The organism is Pedococcus sp. P2_E5 (assembly GCF_056403895.1).
This window is the reverse complement of sequence record NZ_JBFUEP010000001.1, coordinates 39,840-57,228: the sequence shown is the minus strand read 5'-3', so window position 1 is coordinate 57,228 and position 17,389 is coordinate 39,840. Positions and strand designations below refer to the sequence as shown.

15 protein-coding genes and 1 tRNA gene are annotated in these 17,389 nt (G+C 64.9%); 7 read left to right on the top strand and 9 right to left on the bottom strand.

Annotated features, from left to right (window positions below):
* Positions 1–50 precede the first annotated feature (50 nt).
* Complete coding sequence (locus AC1DVZ_RS00270) at positions 51–629, bottom strand: OsmC family protein (RefSeq protein ID WP_477616177.1); 579 nt, start codon at positions 627–629, stop codon at positions 51–53.
* Between the two features lie 184 nt (positions 630–813).
* Here AC1DVZ_RS00270 and AC1DVZ_RS00265 point away from each other — a divergent pair, with 184 nt between their 5' ends.
* On the top strand, positions 814–1,047 hold the full coding sequence (locus tag AC1DVZ_RS00265; protein WP_477616176.1) for a hypothetical protein: 234 nt from the start codon (positions 814–816) through the stop codon (positions 1,045–1,047).
* Between the two features lie 101 nt (positions 1,048–1,148).
* Here AC1DVZ_RS00265 and AC1DVZ_RS00260 read toward each other — a convergent pair whose 3' ends face one another.
* Together AC1DVZ_RS00260 and AC1DVZ_RS00255 are read right to left on the bottom strand one after the other, a co-directional pair.
* Positions 1,149–1,793: a hypothetical protein gene (locus AC1DVZ_RS00260; RefSeq protein ID WP_477616175.1), complete on the bottom strand. Its 645-nt coding sequence runs from the start codon at positions 1,791–1,793 to the stop codon at positions 1,149–1,151.
* 252 nt (positions 1,794–2,045) lie between these two features.
* Complete coding sequence (locus AC1DVZ_RS00255) at positions 2,046–3,050, bottom strand: serine hydrolase domain-containing protein (protein WP_477616174.1); 1,005 nt, start codon at positions 3,048–3,050, stop codon at positions 2,046–2,048.
* Positions 3,051–3,222: 172 nt separating this feature from the next.
* Here AC1DVZ_RS00255 and AC1DVZ_RS00250 point away from each other — a divergent pair.
* A tRNA-Arg gene (locus tag AC1DVZ_RS00250) sits at positions 3,223–3,298 on the top strand.
* Positions 3,299–3,326: 28 nt separating this feature from the next.
* Here AC1DVZ_RS00250 and AC1DVZ_RS00245 read toward each other — a convergent pair.
* The 6 genes from AC1DVZ_RS00245 to AC1DVZ_RS00220 are packed head-to-tail and all read right to left on the bottom strand — an operon-like array spanning position 3,327 to position 8,535.
* A complete protein-coding gene (locus tag AC1DVZ_RS00245; protein WP_477616173.1) occupies positions 3,327–4,463 on the bottom strand; it encodes a tyrosine-type recombinase/integrase in 1,137 nt (378 codons plus the stop codon).
* Complete coding sequence (locus tag AC1DVZ_RS00240; protein ID WP_477616172.1) at positions 4,460–4,663, bottom strand: helix-turn-helix transcriptional regulator; 204 nt, start codon at positions 4,661–4,663, stop codon at positions 4,460–4,462. Before AC1DVZ_RS00240 ends, AC1DVZ_RS00245 begins: the two co-directional genes overlap by 4 nt.
* 35 nt (positions 4,664–4,698) lie before the next feature.
* The gene (locus tag AC1DVZ_RS00235) at positions 4,699–6,234 is read right to left on the bottom strand and encodes a replication initiator (protein ID WP_477616171.1); all 1,536 of its coding nucleotides are present in this window, start codon (positions 6,232–6,234) and stop codon (positions 4,699–4,701) included.
* Between the two features lie 3 nt (positions 6,235–6,237).
* Positions 6,238–7,806: an FtsK/SpoIIIE domain-containing protein gene (locus AC1DVZ_RS00230; RefSeq protein WP_477616170.1), complete on the bottom strand. Its 1,569-nt coding sequence runs from the start codon at positions 7,804–7,806 to the stop codon at positions 6,238–6,240.
* Positions 7,807–7,822: 16 nt separating this feature from the next.
* Complete coding sequence (locus AC1DVZ_RS00225) at positions 7,823–8,074, bottom strand: hypothetical protein (RefSeq protein ID WP_477616169.1); 252 nt, start codon at positions 8,072–8,074, stop codon at positions 7,823–7,825.
* Positions 8,071–8,535: a plasmid replication, integration and excision activator gene (locus tag AC1DVZ_RS00220; RefSeq protein WP_477616168.1), complete on the bottom strand. Its 465-nt coding sequence runs from the start codon at positions 8,533–8,535 to the stop codon at positions 8,071–8,073. The genes AC1DVZ_RS00225 and AC1DVZ_RS00220 overlap by 4 nt, the downstream gene beginning before the upstream one ends.
* A 122-nt stretch (positions 8,536–8,657) precedes the next feature.
* Between AC1DVZ_RS00220 and AC1DVZ_RS00215 the strand changes: the two genes are divergently transcribed.
* The 5 genes from AC1DVZ_RS00215 to AC1DVZ_RS00195 all read left to right on the top strand — a co-directional run bounded on the left by AC1DVZ_RS00215 (position 8,658) and on the right by AC1DVZ_RS00195 (position 17,376).
* Entirely contained in the window at positions 8,658–9,458 is an 801-nt protein-coding gene (locus AC1DVZ_RS00215) for a GntR family transcriptional regulator (protein WP_477616167.1), read from the top strand.
* A 19-nt stretch (positions 9,459–9,477) separates the two neighbouring features.
* Complete coding sequence (locus AC1DVZ_RS00210; RefSeq protein WP_477616275.1) at positions 9,478–10,119, top strand: YdcF family protein; 642 nt, start codon at positions 9,478–9,480, stop codon at positions 10,117–10,119.
* Positions 10,120–10,494: 375 nt separating this feature from the next.
* Complete coding sequence (locus AC1DVZ_RS00205) at positions 10,495–12,903, top strand: type I restriction-modification system subunit M (RefSeq protein WP_477616166.1); 2,409 nt, start codon at positions 10,495–10,497, stop codon at positions 12,901–12,903.
* Positions 12,896–14,086 (top strand): restriction endonuclease subunit S, encoded by a 1,191-nt coding sequence (locus AC1DVZ_RS00200; RefSeq protein ID WP_477616165.1) that lies wholly within the window; start codon positions 12,896–12,898, stop codon positions 14,084–14,086. Before AC1DVZ_RS00205 ends, AC1DVZ_RS00200 begins: the two co-directional genes overlap by 8 nt.
* Entirely contained in the window at positions 14,083–17,376 is a 3,294-nt protein-coding gene (locus AC1DVZ_RS00195) for a type I restriction endonuclease subunit R (RefSeq protein WP_477616164.1), read from the top strand. Before AC1DVZ_RS00200 ends, AC1DVZ_RS00195 begins: the two co-directional genes overlap by 4 nt.
* The last annotated feature ends 13 nt before the right edge of the window (positions 17,377–17,389 follow it).

Genomic DNA, 17,389 nt, shown 5'->3' with positions numbered 1-17,389 from the left:
CGCCCCGGGCCGGGATCGCCGGCCCGGGGGCGAACCCGGGGTCGAACGCTTCAGCCGGTCACGACGGAGACGGTGACGGGCGTGGGGTTGGTGAGGACGTCGTAGACGGCGGAGCGGCGGCGCGACTGCTCGACGATGCCCCGCAGCGTCTCGTCGTCGGCGTCACCCTCGATGTGGAACGTGACGCGGATGCCCTGGTAGCCGTTGCGGACCGAGCCGTCGGACAGCCCCAGGATGCCGAGCAGGTCGATGTCGCCCTCCACGGTCGAGCTGACCTTGGTGAGGGCCACTCCCCTGGCGGCGGCGATGTTGGCGATCCCCGCCGTGAGGCAGCCCGCGAGCGCGTGGAGGAGGTACTCCACGGGGGTCGGGGCGTTGTCGGTGCCGGTGAGAACGACGGGGTGGTCGGCGTCGAGGACGGTTTCGGTCTTGTGCGTCAGCTCCTGGCCGGCGCCGTAGAAGCCGTGGATCCGCGACTGGCTGTGGGCGCCGGACAGCCAGGTGTTCTCGGCGCGGAACTGGAACGTCGCGATGTCGTTCTGCCCCTTGATCGCGTCGAGGGTGGCGAAAAGCGTTGCCACGTCGACGCCGTTGAGCGGTGCCCGCGTTGCGTATGCCGTGTTGCTCATGGTGGTTCTCTCCTCCGGTGGGCCCTTCGGCGGGCCCGTTTGTTGATGAGGAGAGACGGTAGGAACGGCACCTTCCCGAGACCTTCCGGCGGCCTTGGCTTTGGCGTGGGCTGGGCGCAAGGTTGCGGAAGGTCGGGGGAAGCCCGCGGGGTGACTCTCCTTGGCACCCAACCAAGGAGATGACATGTCTGAGCTGACAACGCTTCTGCTCGAAGAGCACCGCCGGGCGGCCAAGGAGGCCTACCGGCCGGCGCGGGCGATGGCCTACGAGCTGGCGCTCGCGAAACGGCTCGAGGGCCGTTCGCACTGGTGGTCCCGGTGGTCGACCCGCCTGTGGTCCGGCTGGCCGACGCGCGGGGTGACCACGCGCCGGTCCGCGGCACGAGGCGCGAGCATGACGCCGTGTGACGCCGGCTGATGCGTCCTCACGCAAGAGATCGGCTCCCGGGCAGGTGCCCGGGAGCCGATCTGTCGGTTGTTGTTGTTGCCGTTGCGGTTGCTGTTGCGTCTCGGTCAGTCTCAGCCGACGGCGGTCACCACGAAGCTCACGAAGTGGTTGTCGCTGCCGTCGGCGCTCCGCACGTCGAGCCGGACACTGCCGTCACCGGTCAGCGGCCCGCAGAGGTTCTGGTCGATGATCATCGGACCGCCGGGCACCAGCGCCTGGACCATGGGGATCGGGCACACGTTGCCGACGCCGGAGCCCGTGGGGAACGTCCCCGCTGGGATGTGGATCTGCCACGAGCCCGTGCCCACGTGGGTCACCGTGAAGGCAGCCGTGCCCGACCAGATGGCGAGGCTGGCGCCCTGGAACTCCCCGGCGAAAGTCTTGGGCGCGTCCTTGCCGGCGGGCCCCTGCGGACCGGTTGCGCCCGTCGCGCCTGTTGCGCCGGTCGCGCCGGTCGCGCCGGTCGCGCCGGTCGCGCCGGTCGCGCCCTGCGGGCCGACGGGTCCGGTCTGGTTCCAGGCGAGGGTCTTCTCGGGGTTGCGGCACGTGGTGCCGGCTGCGACGACCCGGAGGTTGCCGTTGGTCTTGTTGTAGCAAGCGTGGATGACTCCGTCGGAACCCGGGATGAGGCCGGCGGCATAGGCCGTTCCTCCAGAAACTCCCAGGCCGACAACAGCGGCGACAGCGATGAGGGCAGTCCGTTTGGTGATGCGCATAACGATCCCTTTCCGTGGCAGGACATGACGAAGGCACGATGGAGCGAGGGCCCGGCACACGCGCCCTGCTCGGAAATGGATCGGTGTCGGCACCCCCGCCCGATCCTTCGACGCTCTCCAGCATGATCCGGCGCCCTGCGAGTGCGTGCCTTATTTGTCGTTTCTTGACGTTCGACTGTGACTGGTGATTCTTCAGGCGTCAACCGCGCCGTTTGTCACTGATATTCGTGACCCAGCTGCGACGCCCTCGAGCTACGTCAGAAGTAGTTCGTCGAGGAGTTCAGCGATGACCCACGCCCCGTCGGTGGTGTTGGACACCACGGTCAAGGTCGTGGCTGCGGAGGGGTCGTGAATGCTGCGAAACCCGACACCGGCATCGCAGCCGTCGAGAAAGACCACGTCCCGGTCGGCGTGGAGCCAGAAGCCGAGGCCATAGCGGCGGGCCTCCGCTGGCGCGTCACTGCGTGACCGCACCATCTCCTGCACCCACGGCATGGGGACGATGCGGCCTTCGAACAAGGCGACCCAGAACCGGTGGAGGTCCTCGACCGTGGAGTAGGCGCCCCCATCGCCGCTGCCCAGGACCGGCAGGTGCAGCACGTTGGTGCGCAGCCCGTCGACCGCCAGGTAACCGCGGGCCACCCCGGCCGGCAGCTCATCACTGCGCAGGTATGCCGTGTTGCTCATGGTGGCGGGTCCGCACACCTTCTCGGTCACCAGGGTGTGGAAGGGCGTTCCGGTCAATCGCTCCACCATGAGCGCAAGGACGACGTAGCCGCTGTTGTTGTAGGAGAACCGGTCGCCGGGGGCGAACTTCGACGGGAATCCCTGCAGTGCGGCGACGTACTCTTCCGTGGTCGCCAGCTGGTGGACCGGCACACGCATGACGTAGTCGGTCGGGTCGAACCCAGCCTCCTCGTCGATGTAGTCCCCGATGCCGGACCGGTGCGCGAGGAGGTGTTCGACGGTCACCCGCTCGTCGATCTCGGGCAGGCTGTCGCCGAGGATCGACCGAGCCGAGGTGCTCAACGACAGACGGCCCTCGTTGATGAGCGCAACGACGGTCAGCGCAGTGAAGGCCTTGCAGCCGCTGGCGAGGCCGAACTGGGTGGTGACGGTGTTGGGCGCCCGGAAGGCGCGCTCGGCGAAGCCGAAGGCCTGGGCGACCTCGGTCTGCCCACCACGATCCACGCGGACCACGCCCGAGAACCCGAGCTCAGCCGCCCGCCGGGCGAGTGCCTCCGCAAGCTGCTCCACGACCTGAACGTAGTGGACGGCCTGACTCCCCGGACCTTGAACATGGGGAGCGACACCGCGTCAGATTGCCCTGTTCCCGCGCTCACCTTCAGGTCGGCTAACCTTCCTCACACATGGCGTACCGGTAGCAGGGTTCCAGCGAGCCTCACAGCGAGGGTTTCAGCCATGCCCCGCCCTCGTAGCTCAGGGGATAGAGCACCGCTCTCCTAAAGCGGGTGTCGGCAGTTCGAATCTGCCCGAGGGCACCACCACGTTTTCGCAGGTCAGAGGCCCTTTTCATGCCTCGCCGTCGCTCTCCGACTCTGACGATTTCGGCCCCTGGGTGCCCATTGGGTTCCCAAGAGCCTTATTGACCCGGTCCAGGGCTGCGCGGTCCGCGTCGGTCCCCATCAGGTGTCCGTACGTGTCCAGGGTCAGCTTCGCCGTCGAGTGGCCGAGCCAGGACGACACTGTCTTGATGTCCACACCTGCTGCGATCCACAGGGATGCGGCCGTGTGTCGCAGGTCGTGTGGACGCCTCCCGAGGCCCGTCGTGTTCCAGTGGATTTGCCGCCGCCAGTTCTGGGCGTGGAGGTACCCACCTTCGGGAGCGGGGAAGAGCAAGTCGTTCGGCTGCTTGTCCTGCGCGGCCTTCATCACCACTGGTAGGACCAGCTCAGACAACGGCACCATCCGGGATCGGCCGCTCTTGGTCGTGGACCGTTCGATGACCGCACCCGTCAGGCCGGACTGCGGGATTGATCGCTTGACCACGATCCCGGGATAGGGAACCGACACCACGTCTCGGACTCGGAGCCCCCGCAGCTCACCGAACCGGAGGCCGGTCAGAGCCAGGACCAGGGTGATGTCGGCACCGCCGGGCGACAGCTTGGCCTGAGTGTCGACCACATCAAGAAGTGCAGCGACCGTGAAGGGGTCCACCTCAACCACCTTCCCCGTCCTCGAGTCGGGGTGCGGCAGGGGCACGAGTTCCGCGGGCGACACCTGCAACCGACGCGTCTTTACGGCATACCTGAACAGACCCCGCAGGGTGGTCCGGACCCGTGCTGCGGTCCGCACGGATCTCGACACCGCCAGGTCGACGAGGAACCGCTCGACCAGGGGCGCTGTGACTGACGAGATGGGGAGCTTCCCAAAGGCCGGCACGATGTGGACCCGCAGAGCGCTCTCGTCCGACTCCCAGGCCCGCACCGACACCTGTCCCTTCCGCGCCTCCCGAAACTCGTCGGCCAGCTCGCGCACCGTGATCCGACCCGCAGCGGGAGCGACGAACTCCCCCGAGTGCAGGAGCCGCTTCTGCTCGATCTCCCACCTCACCGCGTCCCCGCGTCGGTCGAAGGTCCGGTCAGCCACCACTCGGCTGCGGTACTTCACCTGCACGCGCCACTTTCCGTTGGGGCGCTTGATGATCACGCTGGTTCCTTCTGCGACTCCAACCACGCTAGGAGGTCCTTCGGCGTCCAGAAGCAGCGCTTGCCGATCCTGATCGCCGGAGCGAACCGCCCGTGGTACCGCAAATGGTTCAACGTTCCCACGCTGATGTGGCACCACTTCGCCGCCTCGTCCGGAGACAGCAGCACTGGAGCCTGCACTTCGTCGACTTCCCTACTCATGACCTTCACCCCTTGGTTGATTTTCCCTGTGATTACTACTGATTCGCACGCTTCGCCTCGGCCCTGTGTTGCGCGTACTCGCGCGCCCTGGTCGCAGCTGCCCGGGCGAGTGCGACGTCACCTTCCGTGTCCCACCCGGTCCCGGCGAAGGACCAGGACCCGACCACGAGCGTGGTTTCGTCTTCGTCGTCGGCGAGCAGCTGGGCTTCCATCGACGCGAGGTCGACGGGTATGCCGGTGCGTTGCGCGTCTGCGATGAGGACTTGCGCGCGGCGACGGGCATGGCGCAAGGCACCGAGGGTGACGGAGTAGCGACGCGACTTGGTCGCGAAGTGGCCGCGGAACCCCAGGGCGGTATGCCACTTACCCAGCAGCCCGTACGGCAGCTCTTTCAGGTCACATGGCATCTGGTCGGCGACCCATTCGTCCTCGACGAGGGTGGCGAACTCGACCGCCACCGCTTGGATCCGGGACAGGTGCGGGTTCGACTGGTCACCGGTGGTGGTGTCGGTCGCGGACTTGGTCGAGTACTTCGCGAGATACCCGGCGACCTGCTCGGCGTTCAAGGGTCCGTTCGGGTCGTCGGTGCGGTGGCCGACCTTCACCGGGCGGGAGTCGACCTGGGCACCGAATGCCAGCACCCTGGGCACATCGCCGTCGAACACGGGTGGGGCGCTAAACCGGACCGATCGCACGGCTTCCTCGACGACCTCGGCGAGCAGTTGCGCGGCGACCCCGTCAGGTGCGGGCGCGAACGCGTCGTCGGTCTTGGGCCCGTCCAGGCGGACCAGGGCATGGAAGTGGATCAGCCCACGGCGCTGGTACTCGGCCACCTTGGAGTACTGCACGCACGCGACGCGCTTTAGTCGGGATTCCCTAACCCCGAGGCGGTGCGCCAGCGCGCGCTTGATCGCGATGTTGAACCGGCGCCACAGCTCGGGAGCCCACCACTGCCACACGACGTGAGAGGCGTAGTCGTAGCACTCCCAACACAGCGGCTGCCCCAGCAGCTCGTCCCCGTCCTCGTGCCTCAGGTGGCAGGTGGTGGGTCTGCCGTGCTCGCACCGCTTCGCCTTCGAATGAGGGCGGCACCTACGACCGTTGTCACGCATGCCGTGGACATGCCCGAACGAGGGCGCGGTGACGGTGGCGAACACCAGTGGGTTCTCCCCCACCCGTTCCGGGACGCCCTTGCCGCCCGCAACCCCCGCCTTGATCAGGTGGAACATGTCGGCCGCATAGATCCGCGAACACGACGGGCAATCAGAGGCGCGACGGTTGCCACACCGAATCAACGTGGTACCCAGCGGTTCGGCGTCGGACGAGTACGTCGACAGCACCTCCCCTGTGCTGGCGTCGACGCGCATCGACGATCCGGTGAGGTGGATCGGGTTGGTGCACGACCCAACCCGGGCGACCGCGTTCGACCAGTCCTCGAAGTCCGGCGACAGCAACCGCGCCATCACCTGAGCCGCCACTCGGGGCGAGGCCAGGTCGAGATCCAGCCCAGCTTCGTCCCCGAACCCCGCAAAGGGCTCAGGCCTCGTGGTACCTGCGGCGATGACAGTCATGGGTCAGGCCACCTGCGACCCGTCACGGTTGCGCGGCTTGCGCGGGGTGCGGGGCTTCCTCGGCTTCGGCCCTGCGTCCCGCGAAGAGACGCGGGTGGGCTCGGGTGCGGCGGCTGACGACCCAGGGTCGAAGTTGTCGAGGGGATCAACCGGCTTCGGCGCGCGTGGCGCGGTCAGGGCCGGTGAGGCGGTAACCGATCCGGCGAGGGCGGCAATGTCGTCGTCGGTCAGGTACGAGGCGCGGACCCTGCGGATGGCGCGGGTGCCCTCGACCCGGACGAACGCCACCCCTGGGGTCTGCTCGTTGATGTGGTCGGCGGTGGCGCCCATGTCTCTTGCGCCTTCGCCGAGGACCATGTCGACCTGTATCGGGTTGTCCAGGCGCATCGCAACCCGGGTGGGGAACAGGTCACGCCATCCAACGACGTCCTTGCCGGGGTCCTGCACGGCTGCCACGACGGTGATCCCGGCCGCGCGGCCCTTGGTCAGCAACAGCCCGAGCGCCTTGTCGATCCGGCGCACCACGTCCCGTTCGGCAAACGCGGTCAGGGTGGCGAGCTCGTCGATCACGGCCAGCAGGTGGGGCGAGTCTGGGGAGGGCTGGTGCTTGCGGATCCCCAGGTGGGCCAGTCGCTTGGCGCGCTGGTCCATCACGGCCACGAGGTCTTCGAGCAGGTCGCACATTGTCTCGGGGGTGCCGTCCTCGAACCGGGAGAACAGCCGTTGGCCGGGCCGTAGTTCCATGCCGCCCTTGGGATCGATCGCCCACACCTGCACCCACCCCGCATTGATAGCGGGTGCGAGTCCGCGCAGCAGCGACCACAGGATGGAGCCCTTGCCGGCACCAGTGGCCCCCGCGATCAGGACATGCGTCTGCCAGAGGGAGAACCGCCACTCGGTGCCGTCCTCGTGCCGCCCGACCGGGACCCCCGCAAGGTTCACCTCCGGTTCGGACCCGACCGGTAGCGGGCCAATCGTGGTGGCGAGGACGTCGGTGCGGTGCAGCTCGATCCACACCGACCCCGGCCCCGACGCGCTCACTCGGGCTTCGCGGACCCCAAACGCGACAGCCAGCGCGTCGGCCTTGCGGGCGTAGTCCTCGAGGGTGAGCCCGGTCGGGATCACCACCCGAAGCCGCACGATCCCGGCCGGGGTGACCCGCACGTCCCCCAGACCCCCGTACACCCAAGGCTTCCTTGCCCCGGTGTGGTCGTGCACGACGAGACCGACGCGTGGGGCGATACGTCGCCATTTGCCCGGGTATGTCATCGAAAGCCACACTCGAGTCAGGCGTGGCCGGACCTGCCCCCTGTAGGACTCCGGCCACGCCACCCGCCACACCACCAGGGCAACCACCAGCGCAACGAGCACGGCCAGGACAGCGACGTGCCCGGCATACCGGTCCAACACCAACAGCGAGCCCGCTGCCGAGGCGACCCGGGGGCGTCGGATCGCGAACCGCACAAGCCGGAACACCGACCGCACCACCAGCAGCACAAGCCGGACGACGGCCTCAATCATCATCGGCACTGGCTCGTCGCTGCCGAACATCGGACCCCTGGGCGCACTCATCACAGATCCCCCCGCCTCAGGCTGACCGGCGTGCGTCCGCCGCGACCGTCATCACCCGGGACTGGGCCGCACCAAGGGCGGAGTACGCCCGGTGCATTCCCCGGCGGACCTCGTCGTCCGGGGCGTTGACGAACTCCCGGACCAGCTTCGCCAACTCGGTGCGGACCCCGTCTACCCGGGCGACCTCATGGGTCAGCACCGCTGGAAGGTCCTTCACCTCGATGTCGAACGCGTCAGCCCACTGCACCGCCTCCACAGGGCGCATCACGCCGCACCCTTCTCAGCCGGCCCTTGCGCCTTGCCCGCGGTCGACCCGTTCGGCTTGGCACCGGGGGCGTGCATCCCGTCCGCGCGCAGCGACCAGCCGATCTTCGGCCGCTTGCCACGGTCGTCGATCCACGCCGTCACCGTCAGGTTCTCGAACTCCACCGGCCGCAGCTTCTGACCCTCCACCTTCGACGGAGGCACCGGCTGGACATCGGCGGCGATCTTCACCGTCACCTCGCCTTGGTTCTTCGGGGCCTCCTCGTCGTAGTCGACGATCCGCACCTCCCAGACACGCAGCCCGGACTCCTTGTCCCGGACCTGCACGTCCCCCGGCTCCCGGCCCTCGGCCTTAGCGGCCTGGATCAGATCGAAGTCCTCCACCGCCGTGACCGACCCTCGCATCCCGACACCCTCGGGAAAGATGTCCTCGAACCGGACCCTCATCCTCTGCTGAATAGCCATGACACTCCCTCTCGTAGTGGAACCACTTAGAGGTGGTTCTATTGAGGAACGTACCATATGCCCGTTTTTAGAACCGGTTCTATTTGCGAACTTTTTACTCTGGGTCGATTAGCAGTAGCGTTATGGCAGGTCAGAGCGCGGATGGGAGGCGCCGGATGGGCGTGGGCTATCGAGAGCTCGCGGCGCAGTTGCGCGGCGAGATCGAGCGGGGCGACTACAGCCCCGGGTCCACGCTGCCCAAGCAGGACGACCTGGCAGCCGAGTTCGGGGTCAACGTCAAGACCATCCGCAACGCCGTTGCCCTCCTCGAGGCCGAGGGTCTGGTGACCCCGGTTCGACGACGAGGGACCGTCGTTCGCGAACGACCACCTATGCGGCGGCTTGGGGCCGAGCGGTACTCCAAGAGCAAGTGGAAGTTCGGCGACAGCGTCGCGTTTATCGCCGACCGTGAGGCATCCGGACAGCCGTGGCAGCGCACCGATCAGACCCAGACCGTCGAGTTGGTCAGCCCGCCCCCGCGAGCCGTCGAAGTGCTCGGCATCGAGCCCGACAGCCGGGTCTACGCACGAGCCCGCATCGTGAAGCAAGAGGGCCGGCCAACCCACACGCTCACGAGCTACTACCGGCCTCAGGACGTCGAAGGCACTCCCCTGGTCGACGCGACGCCAGGACCGGCTGGTCGTGGCGGTGGCTTCGCCGTCCTCACCCTCCAGGGCCTTGAGCCCCATGAGGTCACCGAGACCTTCCATGCCCGGATGCCGACGCCGGACGAGATGTCGACACTGGAGCTCCCAGCCGGAGAGCCGGTCATGATCCTTGAGCGGATCACCCGGACCAATGAGGGGTATGCCGTGGAGTACGCGACCGGCGTTCATGCGGCTTCGCGCTTCTCGTGGAGCTACACCTACGACATGCCCGACTGAGGGGGCTGACTTGAGCGTGATGGACGATGCCCAGATCCTCTGGGACTACCACCAGATGCACCACGAGCCGCGGAACACAGATATCGCCATCGGTCTCGGCAGCCACGACATCGGTGTCGCCGAACACACCGCAGACCTCTACCGCCAAGGCCGATTCCCGCTGATCGTCTTCACCGGAGCCAACGCACCAACGACCGTCGACACCTTCCCCCGAGGTGAAGCCGTGCATTACGCCGAACGGGCAGAAGGGCTCGGAGTGCCGGACACGGCGATCGTCCTCGAGAAACACGCACGCAACACCAGCGAGAACTTCACCCTCACGCGCGCTCTGCTAGACCGCGAAGGCATCCGCGCTACGAGCGCGACCATCATCAGCCGGCCCTACCAACAGCGTCGGGCATACGCGACGTGTCAGAAACTATGGCCCGAGCTCGACGTCGTCTGCTCCTCTCGCCCGCAGTCTCTGAGTGACTACATCGCCTCCATCGGCGATCGGCACAAGGTCCTCAACATGCTCGTCGGCGACACCCAGCGCATCTGGGTCTACGCCGATCGAGGTTTCGCGACGGAGCAAGACGTGACCGCCGATGTCATGAACGCCTATGAGCGCCTCGTCGCAGGTGGCTACACCCAACGTCTTGTCGATCTGGGCCCATCGTGAGTGACCTTTCCGAGCACCCAGATTGCGCTGTTGCAGACTCTGGTCACACCGGTGCCCTGACAGCCAGCGCAAGTCCGATGGCCCTGAGGGACGCCTCAGAGAGGAGTCCGGGCAAACCAACACCCCAACAAGTTCATAAAACCGGCGTAACGGTCAGTTGGCGTCGGTACAGTCCAGTGACCGTCTGAGCAGCCGAGCTCCGGTCGTCAGTTGTGCATGATTTGGTCGAAGAGGAGATGACGCGATGTCCCGCGACAACGCGGCTGCCACGCGGAAGGTGCGGCTGCTGATGGCTTGCCGTGCTACGACGTCGGTACCGACCAACTCCCTTGGGCATCGACGGGATGAGATTGCGGCGTGCCGTGGGGCGGAAGCATGAGTCGTCTCACCCTTCCCCAGTTGGAACGCCATCTCTTCGCTGCCGCTGACATCCTGCGCGGGTCGATGGAGGCCTCGGCGTACAAGGAATACATCTTCGGCATGTTGTTCCTGAAGTACGCCTCGGATGAGTTCGAGTCAGCGCAGGCGCGGCTTATCGCCGAGCAGATCGCGAAGGGACGGTCGAAGCCAGAGGCCGAAGCGCGCGCGGAGGCGCCGGCCTTCTATCGCGGCACCTTCTACGTTCCCGAGGAGGCGCGCTGGGCCCAGATCCGTGACCACCTTCACAAGGCCATCGGCGATGGGCTCAACAAGGCTCTCCAGGCGCTGGAGAACCACAACCGTTCGCTCGAAGGCGTGCTGCAGCACATCGACTTCAACCGCAAGGTCGGCCAGTCGAGCATGTCGGACAAGAAGCTGCGCGAGCTGATCCTCCACTTCAACAAGGTGCCGTTGCGCAAATCCGAGTTCGAGTTCCCGGACCTGCTCGGAGCCGCGTACGAGTACCTGATCCGCGACTTTGCCGACTCGGCAGGTAAGAAGGGTGGTGAGTTCTACACCCCGCGTGACGTCGTCCGCCTGATGATTCGGATTGCCGACCCGCAGCCCGGCATGAGCGTTTATGACCCATGCTCAGGCTCCGGCGGCATGCTGATCCTGTCCAACGAATACGTCGAGGAGAACGGCGGGGACCCGCGCGACCTTGCCTTGGCCGGTCAGGAGAAGGACGGCAGCGTCTGGGCCATCTGCAAGATGAACATGCTGCTGCACGGCATTCCGGACGCCGACCTGCGCAACAACGACGACGGCACCCTCGAGGACCCCGTGCACACCTCAGGTGGCGAGCTACAGCGCTTCGACCGAGTCATCACCAACCCGCCATTCTCGCTGAACTACACCCGCGCCGGAATGTCATTTCCCGAGCGCTTCACGTACGGCTTCACGCCCGAGAAGGGCAAGAAGGCCGACCTGATGTTCGTCCAGCACATGTTGGCCGTAACCCGTCACAACGGACTCGTCGCCACTGTGATGCCGCACGGGGTGCTGTTCCGCGGCGGCGAGGAAGGCAAGATTCGCACGGGTCTGCTGACCGACGATATCGTCGAGGCGATCATTGGTCTGGGCCCGCAGCTGTTCTACGGCACCGGCATCCCGGCCTGCATCCTGGTATTGCGACCGAAGGGTTCCAAGCCGGCTGAGCGTAAGAACAAAGTGCTGATCGTCAACGCCGACCGCGAATACCGCGAGGGTCGCGCCCAGAACTACCTGGAGCCCGAGCACATCGAGAAGATCGTCTCGGCGTACCGCTCGTTCAAGGACATTCCCGACTTCGCCCGTGTCGTCAGTCGTGACGAACTCAAGCAAAACGCGGACAACCTCAATATCCGTCGCTACGTCGACACGACCCCGCCGCCAGAGCCGCAGGACGTCCGAGCGCATTTGCGCGGCGGTGTGCCCAAGGCGGAGATCGTGGCGAAGGGCGAACTGTTCAGCTCGCACGGATTCGTTGTCACTCATGTTTTCGCGGAGCGCGACACTGACTACTACGACTTCGACCCGAAGATCGAGACCAAGCGGCAGCTCAAGGAGATGATCGAGTCCGACAGCGGGCTGCTCGCCGCAGAGGCTGCAGTAACCGACGCGATCGAGAAGTGGTGGGTCACGGAGCAGTCTCGCCTAGACGGCCTCGCATCAACAGCGCACCTCGTGCCGCTCCGGCGCGAGTTCCTGACGAGCTTCGCCGAGGCCCTGGCTTCGACGAAAATGCTCGACAGATTCCAGATCGACGGCATCATCGCGTCGTGGTGGGGCAAAGCACTTCCTGACCTCAAGGCCCTGGCCACCCTTGGCTACAAGGGCCTGGTCGATGCCTGGGTATCCATGGTCCTCGACGCCCTCGATGGGGAAAAGGCCAAGATCAACCCTCTCGATCACAAAGTCGCCAAGGCCTTGCTACCCGACTTCCTAGAAGGCCTGGCTGAGATCGAGGCCAACGTCTTCGTATTGGACTCAGCGATCACAGGCGCGACGGCGGGCGAGGACGAGGAGGAAGGCGAAACGGGTGGCGAGGATGCGCTGTCCGAAGCTGATATCAAGCAACTCAAAAAGCAGCTGACGGCCGCGAAGCGAAAGCGCAAGAATGAGCGTGCCGCCTTTGGAAAGAAGCTCGCCGAGGCGGCGGGCGCCCTTGATGAGAGTAGGGCCCTCGCCATCGTTGTTAACGCCTTCCGTAATGACATTCAAGCTGAGGCATTGGACCGTGTCATCCGTCACCGGCGTTTGGTGGTCGATTCCTTCGAGACCTTGTGGGACAAATACGCGGTTACGCTGACCAGGCTCGAAGAGGAGAGAGATGCCGCCGAGCTTCGCCTCGCCGGATTCCTCAAGGAGATTGGTTATGCATGAGCGGCCGCGGATAGGCGATCTGGCCGACAACGTCACGATAAAGGTGGCTGGCCGAGCCAAGAATCGGGACACCTCGTACGTCGGCCTGGAGCACCTGCAGACGGACAATCCGCTGATTCAGGGTTCTGTTCCCTCAGCTGAGTCCATCAGTGTCAACACCGTGTTCCGTCGGGACGACACCTTGTTTGGCAAACTGCGACCGAATCTTCGGAAGGTCGCACGAGCCGATTTCGATGGCTACTGTTCGACTGACATTTTGGTACTGCGCGCAAAGCCCGACGTCGATCCGTCGTTCTTAAATCATGTCCTTCGATCCCCAGACGTGCTGGACTATGCGGCGAACCGAGCATTCGGCACCAAGATGCCGCGGACCTCTTGGGGTGATCTTCGCGACCTCCGCATCTCGGTCCCGCGTGGGGACGAACAGAAGCGAGTGGTGGCCACGCTGGATGAGGTCGATGCGGAGATCCTTACGACTCAACGAATGATCGACAAGCTTGGAATGATCCGCCTTGGACTTGTCGATGACGCCTTGCGTGGCCGCACCCAGGCGAACCGTGCAGAGAAGAACACCATTTGGCGATCTGGGCCGCTTAGTCGTTGGTGCACGCGGATGACCGTGGGAGTCGTCAATAGCGCGACCCAAGCCTACGTTTCGGAGGGGGTGCCATTCATTCGCTCACAGAACGTGCGACCAGGGCGTATTGATGAGGCGGCGATGCTCTTCATCACAGAGTCATACAATCGCGTGCAGTCGGCATCTATCCTTCGCGCTGGGGATGTAGTCGTCGTAAGGACGGGCTATCCCGGCACGGCCGCAGTTGTACCGGATTCGCTCGACGGGGCAAACTGCTTCTCGCTGTTGGTCGTAACTCCATCCCGGAGGGATCTACTCCCTGACTACCTATCGATGTATTTGAACTCCGAAACCTGTAAGACGCAGATCGGCAAACTTCATTTCGGTAGTGCTCAACACAACCTCAACCTCGGCCAGTTGAAGCGTTTGGAAATCGCGATTCCCTCAATTCCAGCGCAGGAAGCAATAGTGAGGCGAGAGAGTAACGTGAGTCAGCTGATTTTGGATCACGCATCGGTCCTACGGAAGCTGAAGCTCCTCCGCTTGGGTGTGCTCTCGGATCTAACAAGGGGACGTCTTCCGAGGCATGCGGAGCCGCTTTCATGAACGCTGGCCCCGAGTACACCGAAGTCGAGAGGCCCTTGCTCGATCAGCTTGCTGGTCTGGGCTACGCCACTATCAACGGTGACAAGTACGACCCCGCGATCACGGAGCGGGCCAACTTCCGTGAGGTCATCCTTGAAGACCGGCTACGCAGGACACTGCGAGATCTGAACCCGGGCCCGAACGGCCAGTCATGGCTCGATGACGCGCGTCTCTCCGAGGCCGTCTCCTCCCTGACGCGTCCCGGCGTCGGAAGGCTCCTGGAGATCAACGAGCGGATGACGACCCTGCTGCTTGAGGGCGTGTCAGTGTCCGGCCTGCCCGCCTGGGATCAGGGCCGCAGCCAACGGATCAAGTTTTTCGACTGGGAACACCCGGACCGTAACGACTTCCTTGCTATCAGCCAGTTCCGCGTCGATGAGCCGGGCGGTCAGTCGAAGAAGTTTGTAGCGCCGGACATCGTGGTGTTCGTTAACGGCATCCCGCTCGTTGTGATCGAGTGCAAGAGCCCCTACATCGTGGATCCGATGGCCGAGGGCATCAAACAGCTACGGCGCTACGCCAACCAGCGCGATCTCGGGCTGCCCGAAGGGAACGAGAAGCTGTTTTGGACCAACCAGTTCATCGTGTCGACCTACGGCGACAGGGCGCGCGTAGGCACATTCACCGCAATGCCGGAGCACTTCTTGGAGTGGAAGGACCCCGCGCCGCTGACCAAGGACGAACTCGCAACACAACTCGGGAAACCGACCAGCCAGTTGACTGGCCAGGAGCTGATGACCGCCGGGATGCTGACGAAGGCGAACCTGCTCGACATCGTGCGGCACTACACCCTCTTTGCTGAGGCCAGCGGCAAGCGGGTGAAACTCGTCGCTCGGTACCAGCAGTATCGCGCGGTGCGCAAAGCGCTCGGCCGGATGCACACGGGCAAGACCCGCCCACAGGACGGCGAACACGATCGCCGTGGTGGGCTGATCTGGCACACCCAAGGCTCCGGAAAGAGCCTCACCATGGTTTTCCTGGTGCGCGCCATGCGCTCGGATCCGTTGCTACGGGCGTTCAAGGTCGTCGTCATCACAGACCGCAGTGATCTCGAAAAGCAACTCTCCAAGACCGCCAAGCTATCCGGCGAGGTAGTCGAACGGGCTCGCACGTCGTCCAAACTTCGGAAGGTCCTAGCTCAGCACGGCCCCGCGCTTGTCTTCGCCATGATCCAGAAGTACCGCGACAGCGACGTCGTTGCCGGTGCTGGAGGCGACGGTCTTGCCGACGACCCTGCCGCTGAAGCATTTGGCGAGCTCAACGCCGACGAGTCGATCGTCATCCTGGTCGACGAGGCCCACCGCTCACAGACCTCAACGCTGCACGCCAACCTCATGGCAGCGTTGCCGAACGCGGCCAAGATCGGCTTCACCGGCACGCCGATCATGAAGGAAGGCAAGAAGAAGAGCGAATCGATCTTCGGTCCCGAGATCGATCGCTACACGATCCGCGAAGCTGAGGCGGACGGCGCGGTCGTGCCTATCTATTACGAGGGCCGAACTGCCAAGGGCGCCGTTCAGGGCAGCAGCGATCTCGACGAGTTGTTCGAGGACATGTTTGAGCAACAGACACCGGAGGAGCTCGAGAAGCTCAAGGCCCGGTACGCGACAACGGGCGCGGTGCTCGAGGCGCCCCAGCTCATAGCCGCAAAGGCCCGCTCGATGATGTGGCACTACATCTCGACCGTGCTTCCCAACGGGTTCAAAGCCCAGGTCAGCGCGACTAGCCGCCTCGCGACCGTGCGCTATCGCGAGGCAATGATGGCTGCCCGTGACGAGGTCGTCGTGCAGATCGGAGCCCTTTCTCCTCAGCTGCTAGAGCAGGTGGCCAGTGGCGTCGTCGACATCGACTCGCTCGACCGCAAGACGCAGGTGCTGATCCGCGCCCGCCCGCACCTCGAGCTCATTAGGCTGCTCGACTTTGTGCCCGTCATCTCCAGCGACAACAACGACCCGCCGTCATTGGCTGAGTGGACTGACAAGGCCAAGCAGGAAACAGCGATTGCCAACTTCCAGAAGGCGCTCGGGCCAGAGGCGGAGAACACCAGCCCAGTCGCCTTCCTGATCGTCCGCACGATGCTCCTTACCGGCTTCGACGCCCCGATCGAGCAGGTGCTCTACCTGGACCGATTCATTCAAGACGCCGAGCTGCTGCAAGCGATCGCACGCGTCAACCGAACCGCCAGCGGCAAGAGCGCCGGGCTCATGGTTGACTACTTCGGCGTCGGGGCACACCTGCAGAAAGCGTTGGCGGCCTACGCTCCCGAGGATGGACCCGACGCAATCGGCGCGCTGTCATCCATCGCGGACGAATTGCCGAAGCTGCGCGACCGACATGCCCGAGCGATCGCAGTGTTTGCCCCCGCCGGCATCGACACGTTCGAGACCGCCGAGGACGTCGAGGCATGCATCGATGTGCTCGCGGACGAGTCGCTGCGCGCTAGGTTCACCGTCCTGCTCAAGTCGTTCCTAACCACGCTTGACATCGTTCTGCCTCGACCCGAGGCGCTCCCTTACGTGCGTGACGCTAAGCGGCTTGCCCTCATCCAGAAGATCTCGCGGCGCCGCTACCGCGATGACGGTGGCGACTTCGACGTGTCACTCTATGGCGCAAAAGTTCGCGAGCTCATCGACCAACACGTCACGGCGCTCGACATCGCGACCAAGATCCCGCCCGTATCGATCACCGCACCCGACTTCATTACTAAGGTCAAGGGCCTGACCTCAGACAAGGCCAAGGCCTCCGAGATGGAGCACGCCCTACGGTTCCACATCCGCAAGAACTTTGACTCTGACCCAAGCCGCTACGCCAAGCTGTCCGAACGGCTCGACGACATCCTCAAGGAGCTGCTGGGTAAGTGGGACCAGCTCATGCTCGCGTTGGAGGAGCTGACTAAGGATGCCGCGGGCGGGGACGCTGACCCCGCACACGTCGATCCATTGGTGGCCCGCTTCTACGGCATCCTTGAGGCGGAGTTCGCAACAGGCGCCGACATGCTCGACGAGGATCGCCTTAGCCTGCTCGGCCTTGCTCCGGCGGTCGTAGATATCGTCGTGCCACGAGCGCTGATCGTCCGTTTCTGGCAAAACCTCCATGCACAGGACGACCTCCGCGCGGAACTGATCAAACTGCTCGATGATGGGGATATGTTCCAGTTCGAGGACCTGCCAGCGATCGCCGACCAGCTCGTTGAACTTGCCAAGGCCAACCAGGCGCTCATCGCGCAGCGACGCCCGGGAGGCGCCGTATGACAAACGCTCTCGT